The 12,811-nt window shown below is 71.8% G+C and carries 10 protein-coding genes; 2 read left to right on the forward strand and 8 right to left on the reverse strand.

The genetic code is table 11. The features are described 5' to 3' along the window. Positions 1-2: 2 nt before the first annotated feature. Positions 3-449 (forward strand): PaaI family thioesterase, encoded by a 447-nt coding sequence (locus AC07SQ_RS22270; protein ID WP_495272842.1) that lies wholly within the window; start codon positions 3-5, stop codon positions 447-449. Then, a complete protein-coding gene (locus tag AC07SQ_RS22275) occupies positions 446-1,591 on the forward strand; it encodes a CaiB/BaiF CoA transferase family protein (protein WP_495272843.1) in 1,146 nt (381 codons plus the stop codon). The genes AC07SQ_RS22270 and AC07SQ_RS22275 overlap by 4 nt, the downstream gene beginning before the upstream one ends. 12 nt (positions 1,592-1,603) lie before the next feature. Here AC07SQ_RS22275 and AC07SQ_RS22280 read toward each other — a convergent pair whose 3' ends face one another. From AC07SQ_RS22280 to htpG, 8 genes are read right to left on the reverse strand one after another with little or no spacing between them, the layout of a single operon-like run. Further along, positions 1,604-2,593 carry a Bug family tripartite tricarboxylate transporter substrate binding protein gene (locus AC07SQ_RS22280; protein ID WP_495272844.1) on the reverse strand — a complete coding sequence of 330 codons (990 nt, stop codon included), beginning with the start codon at positions 2,591-2,593 and terminating at the stop codon, positions 1,604-1,606. Further along, positions 2,590-3,804: a VWA domain-containing protein gene (locus AC07SQ_RS22285; RefSeq protein ID WP_495272845.1), complete on the reverse strand. Its 1,215-nt coding sequence runs from the start codon at positions 3,802-3,804 to the stop codon at positions 2,590-2,592. The genes AC07SQ_RS22280 and AC07SQ_RS22285 overlap by 4 nt, the downstream gene beginning before the upstream one ends. After that, positions 3,801-6,149 carry a DUF5682 family protein gene (locus tag AC07SQ_RS22290; RefSeq protein ID WP_495272846.1) on the reverse strand — a complete coding sequence of 783 codons (2,349 nt, stop codon included), beginning with the start codon at positions 6,147-6,149 and terminating at the stop codon, positions 3,801-3,803. Before AC07SQ_RS22290 ends, AC07SQ_RS22285 begins: the two co-directional genes overlap by 4 nt. Before the next feature lie 13 nt (positions 6,150-6,162). Next, complete coding sequence (locus tag AC07SQ_RS22295; RefSeq protein WP_159279537.1) at positions 6,163-7,242, reverse strand: AAA family ATPase; 1,080 nt, start codon at positions 7,240-7,242, stop codon at positions 6,163-6,165. Then, positions 7,239-8,798 (reverse strand): DUF5691 domain-containing protein, encoded by a 1,560-nt coding sequence (locus AC07SQ_RS22300; protein WP_495272847.1) that lies wholly within the window; start codon positions 8,796-8,798, stop codon positions 7,239-7,241. The genes AC07SQ_RS22295 and AC07SQ_RS22300 overlap by 4 nt, the downstream gene beginning before the upstream one ends. Then, positions 8,795-10,141 (reverse strand): SWIM zinc finger family protein, encoded by a 1,347-nt coding sequence (locus AC07SQ_RS22305; RefSeq protein WP_495272848.1) that lies wholly within the window; start codon positions 10,139-10,141, stop codon positions 8,795-8,797. Before AC07SQ_RS22305 ends, AC07SQ_RS22300 begins: the two co-directional genes overlap by 4 nt. Before the next feature lie 58 nt (positions 10,142-10,199). Beyond that, positions 10,200-10,766, reverse strand: a complete 567-nt coding sequence (locus AC07SQ_RS22310) for a hypothetical protein (RefSeq protein ID WP_495272849.1) — start codon at positions 10,764-10,766, stop codon at positions 10,200-10,202. Further along, the gene (htpG, locus tag AC07SQ_RS22315) at positions 10,763-12,799 is read right to left on the reverse strand and encodes a molecular chaperone HtpG (protein WP_495272850.1); all 2,037 of its coding nucleotides are present in this window, start codon (positions 12,797-12,799) and stop codon (positions 10,763-10,765) included. Before htpG ends, AC07SQ_RS22310 begins: the two co-directional genes overlap by 4 nt. Positions 12,800-12,811: the final 12 nt, after the last annotated feature.

Consider the following 12,811-nt stretch of genomic DNA (forward strand, 5'->3'; position numbering starts at 1 on the left):
CCATGTCGGACACCGCTTTCGTCAACGAACCACCGGGCGTGCTGTTCGGCCTGCCCATGCCGATGGCACGCGCCTTCGCGCTGCGCGGCGAGGCCATCGGCGACGAGCGCGCGCGCATGCGCATGCCCTACAGCGCCGACCGCACCAACAGCCGCGGCGACGTGCACGGCGGTGCGATCGCCGTGCTGTTCGACTGCGCACTCTCCAGCGCCGTGCGTTCGCATGCGCCCACGGCCTTCGGCGTGGTCACCGTCGACATCACGGTGCACTACACCGCGCCCTGCGCCGGCGACGTGATCGCCACCGCCGTGTGCGAGCGGCGCGGCCGTGCGATGTGCTTCGCGCGCGGCGAGGCGCGCAACGCCGAGGGCGAACTGCTCGCGCTGGCCACCGGCACCTTCAAGCTGGTGCCGCGCACCGCTTCTCCTTCTTCCGAGTCCACCCCATGACCACCGCCTCCACTTCGACCGGCGCCCTCGCGGGCATCCGCGTGCTCGACATCTCGCGCATCCTCGGCGGCCCCTACTGCGGCCAGATCCTCGGCGACCACGGTGCCGACGTGCTCAAGGTGGAGCCACCGCAGGGCGACGACACGCGCACCTGGGGCCCGCCCTTCAAGGAAGGCGTCGCCTCGTACTACCACGGGCTGAACCGCAACAAGCGCGTGCAGCACCTGGACTTCTCGACCCAGGAAGGCCGCGAGGCGCTGCTGGCACTGGTGGCCGAGGCCGACGTGCTGATCGAGAACTTCAAGACCGGCACGATGGAGCGCTGGGGCATCGGCTACGAGGCGCTGTCGCAGCGCTTTCCACGCCTGGTGTGGTGCCGCGTGTCGGGCTTCGGCGCCGACGGCCCGCTGGGCGCGCTGCCGGGCTACGACGCCGCCGTGCAGGCCATGACCGGCATCATGAGCATCAACGGCGAGGCCGACGGCGGCCCGCTGCGCGTGGGCCTGCCGGTGGTCGACATGGTGACCGGTCTCAACGCGGTGATCGGCGTGCTGCTCGCGCTGCAGGAGCGCAACCGCAGCGGACGCGGCCAGTTCGTGGAGGCGGCGCTGTACGACAGCGGCCTGTCGCTGCTGCACCCGCACGCGGCCAACTGGTTCATGGACGGCACGGCGCCGCGCCGCACCGGCAACGCGCACCCCAACATCTACCCCTACGACGCGTTGGCCACGGGCACCGACCCGATCTTCGTGGCCGTGGGCAACGACCGCCAGTTCGCGAGCTTCTGCCGCTGCATCGGCCTGCCCGCGCTGGCCGACGACCCGCTGTACCGCACCGCCGGCGCGCGCTCGGTGAACCGCGACGGCCTCAAGCAGCAGCTCGAAGCCGCACTCGCCGCCTTCGACGGCCGCACGCTGGTCGACCAGCTGATGGCCGCCGGCGTGCCCGCCGCGCCCGTGCTGCCGGTGGCGGCCGCGCTGCAGCACCCGCACACGCTGCACCGCGAGATGGTGGTGGAGATGGAAGGCGGCTACCGCGGCATCGGCGCGCCCGTGAAGCTCAGCCGCACGCCGGCCAGCTACCGCCATGCGCCGCTGACGCCGGGCGACACCTTCCTGCCCTACGACGACGCGGCGCGCTGACCTGTAGCGCGCTCAGTCGAGCGAGAGCTTGAGCGCGCGGATCAGCGGATGCCAGCGCGCCGACTCGCGCGCCAGCAGGGTCTCGAACTCGGCCGGCGTGCCGCCCACCGGCTCGACGCCGGCCTCGGCGAGGCGGCGCTGCACCACCGGGTTGTGCAGCGCGCTGGCCACCGCGCGCTGCAGCCGCGCCACCACCTCGGGCGGCGTGCCCGCCGGTGCCACGAGCCCGTGGAAGATCGCGGCCTCGACCTTCGGCAGGCCCAGTTCCGCGAAGGTCGGCACGCCCGGCCATTGCGCCAGGCGCGCGGGGTTCGCCACCGCAAGCACGCGCAGCCGGCCGCCCTGGATGAAGCGGCGCGCCGTGGCGAGCTCGCCCATCGCGAACGGCAACTGCCCGCCCGCCACCTCGACCAGCGCCGGCCCGGCGCTGCGGTACGGCACATGCACCATCTCCAGCCCCGCCTCGCGCGCCAGCAGCGCCATCGCGAGGTGCTGCGCGCTGCCGTTGCCGGCCGAGGAAAAACTGAAGCGGCCCGGAAAGGCGCGCGCATCCTCGATGAAGGCACTCGCATCGCGCACGCCGCTGGCCGGGCCGACCAGCAGCACCATCGGCAGCCGCACCAGCTGCGTGACCGGCGTGAAATCGCGCGACGGGCTGTAGCTCAGGCTGCGGTACAGCGCCGGGTTGAACACCCACATGCCGTTGTCGGCCGACAGCACGGTGTGGCCGTCGGCCGGTGCGCGCGCGGCCTCGAGGGCAGCGAGCGCGGTGTTGCCGCCGGGGCGGTTCTCGATCTGCACCGGCTGGCCCGTGTCGATGGCCAGCTGGGCACCGATGGCGCGCGCGACGACGTCGGCGATCGCGCCCGTCGGGAACGGCACGATCCAGCGGATCGGCCGCGCGGTGTCGTCGGGCTGCTGCGCCCAGGCCGTGCCGGCCACCAGACCCAGCAGCGCGGCCAGCCGCCGTCGCTTCAGGTCGGGCAGGCGGCGCGGCGTCACGGGGCGGCCCGGCTGGTCTTCAGGCCCTGCCCCGCGGCCCAGGTCGACACGTCCTCGCGCTTGATGGCGGCGGCCATGAGGCCGGGGAACGCATCGGGCGTGCAGGCGAACGAGGGCACGCCCAGCGCGGCGAGCTTGGCGGCCAGGTCGCGGGCGTACGAGGGCGCGCCCTCGTCGCTGAGCGCCAGCAGCGCGATGAACTGCACGCCGGCCTCCACCAGCTGGTGGGCGCGGCGCAGCAGGCCGTCTTCCACGCCGCCTTCGTACAGGTCGGAGATGAGGATCAGGATGGTGTTGCGCGGCTCGCGCACCAGCGTCTGGCAGTAGCCCACGGCGCCGTTGATGTCGGTGCCGCCGCCCAGCTGCACGCCGAACAGCAGGTCGACCGGGTCCTGCAGCTGCTCGGTCATGTCGACCACGGCGGTGTCGAACACCACCAGCTTGGTCGACACCGCCGGCAGGCTCGCCATCACCGCGCCGAAGATGCTCGAATAGACCACCGACGCGGCCATGGAGCCGCTCTGGTCGATGCACAGAATGACTTCGCGCTGCGGCTGGCGCGCCTTGCGCCCGTAACCCACCAGCGTCTGCGGCACCACGGTGCGGTACTCGGGCTGCCAGTGGCGCAGGTTGGCGCGGATGGTGCGGTGCCAGTCGATCTCCGAATGGCGCGGGCGGCGGTTGCGCTGGCTGCGGTTGAGCGCGCCGCTCACGGCGCTGCGCATCGGCTCCTCGAGCTTCTTCATGAGCTCGTCGACCACCTTGCGCACCACGGCGCGCGCCGTGTCCTTGGTGCCGGCCGGGATCACGCTCGCCAGCGCCACGAGGTTGGCCACCAGGTGCACGTCGGGCTGCGCGTTTTCGAGCATCTCGGGCTGCAGCAGCATCTGGCGCAGGTTCAGGCGCTCCATCGCGTCGCGCTGCATGACCTGCACCACCTGGCTCGGAAAGTACTTGCGGATGTCGCCGAGCCAGCGCGCCACGCTGGGCGCCGAATCGCCCCGGCCGCCGCGCTGCCCGCCCTGGCCCAGGCCGCGCCGGCCGTCGGCTTCGTAGAGCGCGGCCAGCGCCTGGTCGATCTCGCGCACGCGGCCTTCGATGGCGCCGCAGCTGGCGTTGGCCTCGCTGCCGAGCACGAGGCGCCAGCGTTGCAGGCGGTCGGTGGGCGGCAGGGTTTGTTCTTCGTCGATGGGTGTTGGATTCGCGCTCATGCCTTCACTCCCAGCAGTTCCCGCAACAGCGGCAGCGCGAGCACCGCGCGTGATTCGTCCCAGTCGGTGGCGGCCACCGCGGACGGCAAGGTGCCGCCGACGGCGCCGCGCTTGGCGCGTTCGCCGAGCGCGCGCCGGTCGGCACCCGAGAAGTCCGCGAAGCTGCGCCGCACCAGCGGCAGCACCTGCACGAAGTGTTCTTCGCCGAGCCCCGCGAGCCAGCCGTCGACCAGCGACCACACGGCATCGTCGTGCAGCAGCACCATCGCGTTGCGGTTGAGAAAACCTTCGAGCCAGGCCGCCGCATCGGTGGGCGGCGCGCCGGCCGAGAGGTTGCGCGCGAGTTGCTGCGAGGCGCCGTCGCTGTCGATCTGCGCGTCGTCGAGCAGCAGCCGGCAGCTCACGCCGCGCAGCAGCGGCGCGCCGGTTTCGCCGAAGGCGATGGCGCGCAGGGCATTGCGCCAGGCGGTGGTCGTTTCTTCGCCATCGCGCAGGCGCACGGCGTCGTGCGCACCGATGAGGCGGGTGCGCAGCGACTCGGCGGCTTCGGCGTCGAGCGCGCCGCAGGCGATCGGCAGGCCGATGGCGCCGCGCACGATGAGGCTGTCGAGCACGTGCGAGAGCAGCGCGCTGTCGGTCTGGCGCACGCTGCCGTAGCGGAACACGTTGGCCAGCGGCGGCACGGCGCCGATGAGCTGCACGGCATCGCCGGTGAGCGCGGCGCGGTCTTCGAGCGCGCGGGTCACGGCCTGCACGGCCACGGGCAGGTCGGCCAGCAGCACGGTGTCGACCTGCTCGGCCAGTGCGGTGAGCGAGGTCTCGGCCGCGAGCCCTTCCATCACGCGCGCGCTGGCGGCATGCGCCACGGTGGCGCCGAAGCGGCTGGCCTCGATGACGCGCAGCGCGAACTCGGGCTGCCACTGCAGCTGCCACACCTCGTGGAAGGTGCCGCGGCTCGCGCGCTGGCCGGCCGTGACCTCGCCCCACGGCAGGTCGAGCAGGCGCAGGCGGTGCAGCAGGTGGCTGCGTGCCAGGTCGTTGGGCTGGCGCAGGTCGAGGTCGAGCGTCTTCGCGGTGGCCTCGGGCTTCAGGCGCAGGCTCTTCTGCGCCTGTTCGAGGTCGCGCTGCAGCGGCACGGTGGGCACGTCGGCCGGCACCTGGCCCATGCGGTCGCCGACCGTGAGGCGCTCGCGGATGAGCGTGAGCGGCGCCTGCTCGCCCATGCAGATCACGCTGCGCACGGCCTCGTCGAGCTCGGGCAGGCCGGGCGCGGGGCGCTCGCGCAATGCGGCGAGCGTGTCGGCCAGGCGCGTGGCCTCGATGAGGTGGGCGGAAGAGCAGTCGAGGTCGTGCTCGCGCAGCAGGCGCGCGACGCGCGCGAGCCAGCCGGTGCTGCGGCCCGCCACTTCGTGCCCCTGCTGCCACAGGTGCTCGTACCAACCCGGCGAATCGATGCCGGCGCCGTAGCCGCTGGCGCTCGTGAGGTGGCGATAGGTCCACGGCACCCAGGTCGCGAGCACCTTGAGCTTGGGCAGGCCCTTGAGCAGCGCCGCATCGGCCTTGGCGGTGGCCGCGCCCTGCAGCGCGGGCACGTGCCACGCACCGCACACGACGGCGATGCGCTGGTGGCCGGCCTTCACGGCCTCGCGGATCGATTGCCGCATGAAGGCTTCGCGCCGCTGCTCGCGCTCCATCGCGCGCACGCCGCGCCGGTCTTCGGGCGTTTCGGCGCGCACGGCGGTCATGGCTTCGGCGATGGCGCCGAACAGGTCTTCGCCGTCGCCGCGTTCCTCGACCATGTGGTTCCACCAGCTCTCGCCGTCGGCATAGCCGGCGGCATGGGCGAGCCAGTCGAAGGGGTCGTCGGGCAGCGTGTTGGCGGCCTGTTCTTCCTCGGGGGCTTCGACCGTTTCGGCGACGGGCACCGTGTCGGTCTCGTCATCGCCCAGCGGTGTTTCTTCAGGCGCTTGCGCCTTGGCCTCGTCGGCCGCGCGGGCGGCCTGCTCGATCGCCATGCGGTGCGCCTGCGGCAGGTCGATGAAGCGCGTGGGCACGCCGCGCGCGGCGCCCCACTGCAGCGCCTGCCATTCGGGCGAGAAGGTGGCGAAAGGATAGAACGCGGCCAGGCCGGTGTCCTCGCTCGCGTGGATCAGCACCGCCACCGGCGGTTGCAGGTCGGCGTGCGCCAGGAAGGACAGCAGCGGCTCGGCCTCGGGCGGGCCCTCGACGAGGATGCAGTCGGGCTGCAGCGACTCGAAGGCGCGCAACAGGCTGCGCGCACAGCCGGGGCCGTGGTGGCGGATGCCGAAGTAGTGCAGCGGCGAAGGCGCCGCGCTCGTGCTCATGCGCCGGCTCGCGTCAGAGTTGTTCGCGGCAGGCGCGGTACAGGTCCTTCCAGTCGGCCCGTTCCTTCACCACGGTTTCGAGGTATTCCTTCCACACCACCTGGTCCTGCACCGGGTCCTTGATGACCGCGCCGATCAGGCCCGAGGCCACGTCGGCCGAGCGCAGCACGCCGTCGCCGAAGTGGCCGGCCAGCGCCATGCCGCTGTTGATGACCGAGATGGCCTCGGCGGTCGAGAGCGTGGAGGTGGGCGACTTGATGCGCGTCTTGCCGTCTTCGGTCTGGCCGTTGCGCAGCTCGCGGAAGATCTGCACCACGCGGCGCACTTCCTGCAGCGCGGGCGGCTCGGCCGGCAGCGCGAGCGCACGGCCCAGTTCGCCGACGCGCTTGACGACGATCTGCACTTCCTCGGCCTCGCTCGACGGCACCGGCAGCACCACGGTGTTGAAGCGGCGCTTGAGCGCGCTCGACAGCTCGTTCACGCCCTTGTCGCGGTTGTTGGCGGTGGCAATCACCGAGAAGCCGCGCGTGGCCTGCACCTCGGTGCCCAGCTCGGGCACGGGCAGGGTCTTTTCCGACAGCACGGTGATCAGCGAGTCCTGCACGTCGGCCGGGATGCGCGTGAGTTCTTCGACGCGCGCGATCTTGCCCAGGCGCATGGCGTGCACCAGCGGGCTCGGCACCAGCGCCTTTTCCGAAGGGCCGTGGGCCAGCAGCTCGGCGTAGTTCCAGCCGTAGCGCAGCTGTTCTTCGCTGGTGCCGGCCGTGCCCTGGATCAGCATGGTCGAGTCGCCGCTCACGGCGGCGGCCAGGTGCTCCGACACCCACGACTTGGCGGTGCCCGGCACGCCGTACAGCAGCAGCGCGCGGTCGGTGGCGAGCGTGGACACGGCGATTTCCATCAGGCGCGAATTGCCGATGTACTTGGGGCTGATCTCGAAGCCGTTGGCCAGCTTGCCGCCCATCAGGTAGGTGAGCACGGCCCAGGGCGAGAGCTTCCAGTTGGCCGGGCGCTGGCGGTCGTCGACCTTCTGGAGCGCTTCGAGTTCTTCGGCGAATTGCTGTTCGGCATGCTGGCGCAGGACATTGCTCATGGACGGCCTTGGGAAGAGGTTGAAAGTGAAGAAGAGGAAGAAGAGGGAAGCGTTGCAACCAGCCGGCGCGCGCGCACGATGCGCGCGGTGTCGGCCAGTGCGTTGGCGAGGCCGGGGCTTTCCTCGGCCGCGCGCGGCAGGTCGGCCAGCAGCGCCAGTGCATCGAGGTGCAGCAGCGCGGCGGCGGTGCCGAGCACCTGGCGCAGCACGTAGTCGTTGACGAGGTCGCCGCGCTCGACGCGCATGCGCAGCGCCTGGGCGATGCGCAGCGACAGCGCGGCCGAGGGCGTGTCGCCGGGTGCGCAGGCCTGGTCGGCGAACGCGACGACGTCCTGCACGCCCTGCCCGGCATCGCCGAGCTGCGTCGCCCAGTGGCGCTCGCGGCGCTCGCGCGGCAGCAGCGCCAGCAGCGGGCCCACGCCGCCACGATGGGCACGCGGGCGGTCGAGCAGCGCGTCGCACCAGTCGAAATCGGGCGCGGCCAGCACGGCCTCGTTCCAGCCGCGCAGCAGCGCGTCGTGCCAGTCGCCCTTGGCGGCCCAGTCGAGCAATGCAGCGGGCGTCAGGCCGGTGCGCGCGGTCCACCAGGAAAGCGGCATCTGGCGCACCAGCTGGTAGAGCCACCACGCGCGCTCGCCGAGGCTGTCGTGCGTGGGGCGTGCGGCGTCGATGGCGTCGTCCTTCCAGCGCGGGTCGGCGGCCTCGGGGGCGTTGAGTTGCCACGTCGCGCCTTGCGACGACAGCAGCGGCGCGAGGAAGGCCTCGACGCGCCGCACGTGCGCGCTGGCCGGCAGGCGCTGCAGCAGCTCGACCACGGTCTGGCGCACGTCGCGTGCACGGTCCTTCAGCTGGGCTTCGAGCAGCGCTTCGTCGTCGGGGCCGAGGTTCTCGGCCAATGCGCCGAGTAGCACGGCGCGTTCCTTGGCGGGCAGTTGCGGCAGTTCGGCGGCGAGGCGTTCGCGCGCGCCGGCCGGGTCGTCGCGGCGTTGCTCGGCGAGCACGGCGCGGCGCTGGTCGATGCTGCCTTCGTCCCAGCGGGTCTGCGTGTCGGCCTGCGCGCTCGCGCCGACGGCGTAGCGCCAGTCGTCGTTGCGCGCGGCCAGCCAGCGCCCGCGCTCGCCGAGCGCGAGGACGACGGCGGGACGCAATGCGGTGTCGCGGCGGCCGGCATCGAGCGCGGCGGGCAGCAGGCTGGGCGGCAGGCGCCAGTCAGCCGTCGAAAGCACGGTCAGCACCTCGTGCTGCAGGCGCTGCGGGCCGGCGGCGAGCGCATCGGCGATCACGGCGAGCAAGGTGGGGTCGCCGAGCGCGGGAGAGGGATCGTTGGCGGCGGGCGGTGCATCGTCGGCCGGCAGGCCCGGCGCGACGAAGCCCGCGCGGCGGCCGACGGCCACGGCGCCCGCGACGCGCAGCAGCACGCCCTGCGCGGTGTCGGTGGGTTGTTGCAGCGCCTGAAGCAGCGCGCCGAAATCGCCGGCCATGCCGTCGGCGGCCGGCACGGGTTGGCGTGCGGTGCCGACGAGGGCGGTCTGCAGCAAGGTGTTCCAGTGGCTCATGCGCGTGCTCCGCTCAAGGTCCAGACGGGTGTTCCACCCTCGGCGGCCCACGCCGTGAGTGGCGCGAACTGTTCGCCGTCCCATTCGCCGAACACGCGCAGCGGCGCGCCGCCCGCATGCGCCAGCAGCTGCCAGGCTTCCGCCGCGGCCAGCTGCATCGGCAGCGCTTGCGACGCGGCGCCCAGGCGCAGCCACCACTGGTCGCCGTGCCGCGCGGGCACGGCATCGGCCCACACCAGGGGCAGCAGCGGTTGCCACGGGTTGGCCGCGATCTGTTGCGCCATGCGCTGCCATTCACCGGCTTCGTCGTGAACCGCAACAGACGCTGCGGTCGATGCGGCCTCGGCCGGCAACTCGGCCACCACCGCGCGTTGCGAGGCGTGGCCGGGATAGAAGCACAGCACGGCCGCGCGTTCGCTGCCGCTGACCCAGCCGGTCTCGAAGCCGCGCCCGCCGTGCGAGTAGTCGAGCAGCAGCGCGCGGCGTCCGCTCGCGCGGCCCTGCAGCCACACATGGCGCTCGACCAGCTTGGTGTCGCGCTCGTCCAGGCACTGGCCCAGCACGAGCCAGTGGTCGCTCACGCGTTCGCCGTCGGCCAGCAGCGCCTCGCGGTCCTGCGGCCAGCCGAGGGCGGCGCGCAGGTCGGCGCGCGTGGCGGGCGAGAGGCTGTCGCGGCGCGGCACCGCATCGACGATCAGTTGCAGCCGGCCCAGCCGGTCGAGCAGCCGCGCGGGCCAGCCCTCGCCAGCGCCGATCAACTCGGCCGCCTGCGTGATGCGCTGGCCGAGCCCCGGCGCCTGCGCGTCGACCATGCGCGCGGCCATGGCGGTCCAGCCCTCGGCCTGCTCGCTGCCGAGCGCGGCCAGGCCACGCTGGGTCTGGTCGTCGAGCCAGCGCGCGAGCTCCTGCACGCCGGCCTCGATGCGCTTCCAGCGCTGCGCGTCGCGCTTGGCGGCGGCAGCGGGATCGGGCGCGGCAGCGGGTTCGGCGGCGCGCGCTTCTTTCTTCTCGGCCTTCTCGCGGCGCGAGGCGAGCCAGTCGGCCACCCACGGCGGCGGCGCGCCGGCGGTGAAGCTGGCTTCGCTTTGCGCGCGCAGCAGCATCAGCGCCAGGCCGTGCTTGCAGGGGAACTTGCGGCTCGGACAGGAGCAGCGGAACACCGGGCCCGACAGGTCGACCTGCGTCTGGTACGGCTTGCTGCCGCTACCCTGGCATTCGCCCCAGACGGCGTCGTCGGAATGCCCGAGCGTGGGCCACTTGGCGGGTGCGAGCAGGCCTTTGGCGGCCTTCGCGGAGGCGTCGTCCGGCGCGAGCGCGAGGACGGCTTCGGTACTGAGACTCATGGAAAGGGCAGCCTCGCGCCGGGCCGCGGCGCGGTCAGGGGTGGGAGGGGCGCGACCATCAGGGCGCGATGGGGTTGCCGGGCGTGCCTGCTTCGCCGGCCACGACCGCTGTTTTCGCAGCAGGGGCGCGGTAGGACACGCGTGCCGCCGGCACGGGTGCGGCGGCGATCGGTGGCGACGGCTGCGGCGCCGAAGCCATCGGCCGCGTGACGCCTGCCTTGGTGACGGTGACGGGCGTGGCGGGCGGTGTGCCGGCAGGCACCACCACGGCCGGCGTCGCCTGCCCGGGCGCTGGCGCCGCCGTCTCGTACGGGTTGTGCAGCACCACGCTCTTGCCGACGCCCACGCCGGTGCCGATCGGACCGACACCGACCCCCACGCCGACGCTGGCCGAACCGGTCACGGCGCCGTTGTCGTGCAGCGCCACGCCCGCGCCGAGCGGGCCCCAGCCGGTGTTCAGGCCGACGGAGAAGTTGCCGTCCTTGGTGGCACCGAGCCCGAGCGAGAGCCCGGGCACCAGCGGAATGCCGATGTGATAGTGCGAACAGCCGCCCACCAGAAGCAACAGCAGCAGCGCCGAGGTGGCAGCCGCTGCGCGACGAACGATGCGCGGCCGGGCGTTCACACCAGCAGCGCGTTGACGCGCCTCACGTAGGCGGCCGGGTCGGCCGGCAGGCCGCCTTCGGCCAGCAGGGCCTGGTCGAACAGGATGTTCGCGAGGTCGTCGAAGTGCGCGGAGCCTTCGAGCTTCTTCACCAGCGGGTGCTCGGCGTTGACTTCGAGCACGGGCTTGAGGTCGGGCGCGGGCTGGCCAGCCTGCTTGAGCATGCGCGCGAGCTGCGTGCTCATGCCGCCGTCTTCCACCACGAGGCAGGCGGGCGAATCGACCAGGCGCGTGGTCACGCGCACGTCTTCGGCCTTGTCCTTGAGCGCTTCTTTCAGCTTCTCGAGCAGCGGCTTGAACGACTCGGCGGCTTCCTCGGCGGCCTTCTTCTCGGCTTCGTCCTGCAGCTTGCCCAGGTCGACCGCGCCCTTGGCCACGCTCTGCAGCGGCGTGCCGTCGAACTCGTTCAGGTAGTTCAGCGCCCACTCGTCGACACGGTCGGTCATGAGCAGCACCTCGATGCCCTTCTTCTTGAAGACTTCGAGCTGCGGGCTGTTCTTGGCGGCGGCGAGGTTGTCGGCCGTGATGTAGTAGATGGCGTCCTGGCCTTCCTTCATGCGCGCCTTGTAGTCGGCGAAGCTCACGCTCGCGACGTCGCTCGTGGTGGAGGCAAAGCGCAGTAGCTTGGCGATACGGTCGCGGTTGCCCATGTCCTCGCCCAGGCCTTCCTTCAGCACCGCGCCGAACTCGGCGTAGAACTTCGCGAACTTGCCCGATTCGTCGGCGTACTCGGCGGCGGCTTCGGCGGCGGGGGTGGTGTTCTTGTCGACCACATCGGTCACGCCTTCGGTCGGCTCGGGAGCCGGCACCGATTCGCCCGAACCCACATCGGTCTTGCCTTCGTTGCTGTCGGGCGCGGTCTTCTGCTTCTTGGCCAGGTCTTCGAGCATCGACAGCACGCGCTTGGTGCTGCCTTCGCGGATGGCCTTCACGTCGCGGCTTTCCTGCAGCAGCTCGCGGCTCACGTTGAGCGGCAGGTCGGCCGAGTCGATCACGCCCTTCACGAAGCGCAGGTAGTTGGGCAGCAGCGCCTCGGCGTCGTCCATGATGAAGACGCGCTTGACGTACAGCTTGACGCCCGCGCTCTTGTCGCGGTTCCACAGGTCGAAGGGGGCCTTGGACGGGATGTACAGCAGCTGCGTGTACTCGGTGCTGCCTTCGACGCGGTTGTGGCTCCAGGCCAGCGGCGCCTCGAAGTCGTGGCTGATGCTCTTGTAGAACTCTTCGTACTGCTCGGCGGTGATGTCCTTCTTGGGGCGGCTCCACAGGGCGTTGGCCTTGTTCACCGTTTCCCACTCGCCGGTCTTCACCATGTCGCCGGGCTGGTCGTTCTCGCCGTCTTTCCACTCTTCCTTTTCCATCAGGATGGGCAGGGAGATGTGGTCGGAGTACTTGCCGACGATCTGCTTGAGCTTCCAGGCGTTGAGGTATTCGTCGGCGTCGTCGCGCAGGTGCAGCGTGATGCTGGTGCCGCGCGCGGCGCGCGTGATGTCGGCCACCTCGAAGTCGCCGGCGCCGCCGCTCACCCAGCGCACGCCCTGGTCGGCGGGCAGGCCCGCGCGGCGCGACTCGACCGTGATCTTGTCGGCCACGATGAAGCCCGAATAGAAGCCCACGCCGAACTGGCCGATGAGTTGCGCGTCGGCCTTCTGGTCGCCGCTCAGGCGGCTCATGAAGTCTTTGGTACCACTCTTGGCGATGGTGCCCAGGTTGTCGATGGCTTCCTGGCGCGACAGGCCGATGCCCTTGTCGGTGATGGTGAGGGTGCGCGCGGCCTTGTCGAAGGTCAGGCGCACGTCCAGGTCGGGCTGGTCTTCGTAGAGCGCGGGGTGGTCGAGCGCCTCGAAGCGCAGCTTGTCGCACGCGTCGGACGCGTTCGAGATCAGCTCGCGCAGGAAGATCTCCTTGTTGGAGTACAGCGCATGCGTGACGAGGTGCAGCAGTTGCGCGACTTCAGCCTGGAACGGGAGTTTGGTATTGGAGGAATCAGCCATGGGAAAGAAAGG

Source organism: Variovorax sp. GW821-FHT06D12, assembly GCF_059419205.1.

Coding starts and splice junctions, on each gene's coding strand:
- AC07SQ_RS22270 (WP_495272842.1), top strand. CDS start 3: ATGTCGGACACCGCTTTCGTCAACGAACCACCGGGCGTGCTGTTCGGC.
- AC07SQ_RS22275 (WP_495272843.1), top strand. CDS start 446: ATGACCACCGCCTCCACTTCGACCGGCGCCCTCGCGGGCATCCGCGTG.
- AC07SQ_RS22285 (WP_495272845.1), bottom strand. CDS start 3,804: ATGAGCGCGAATCCAACACCCATCGACGAAGAACAAACCCTGCCGCCC.
- AC07SQ_RS22290 (WP_495272846.1), bottom strand. CDS start 6,149: ATGAGCACGAGCGCGGCGCCTTCGCCGCTGCACTACTTCGGCATCCGC.
- AC07SQ_RS22295 (WP_159279537.1), bottom strand. CDS start 7,242: ATGAGCAATGTCCTGCGCCAGCATGCCGAACAGCAATTCGCCGAAGAA.
- AC07SQ_RS22300 (WP_495272847.1), bottom strand. CDS start 8,798: ATGAGCCACTGGAACACCTTGCTGCAGACCGCCCTCGTCGGCACCGCA.
- AC07SQ_RS22305 (WP_495272848.1), bottom strand. CDS start 10,141: ATGAGTCTCAGTACCGAAGCCGTCCTCGCGCTCGCGCCGGACGACGCC.
- htpG (WP_495272850.1), bottom strand. CDS start 12,799: ATGGCTGATTCCTCCAATACCAAACTCCCGTTCCAGGCTGAAGTCGCG.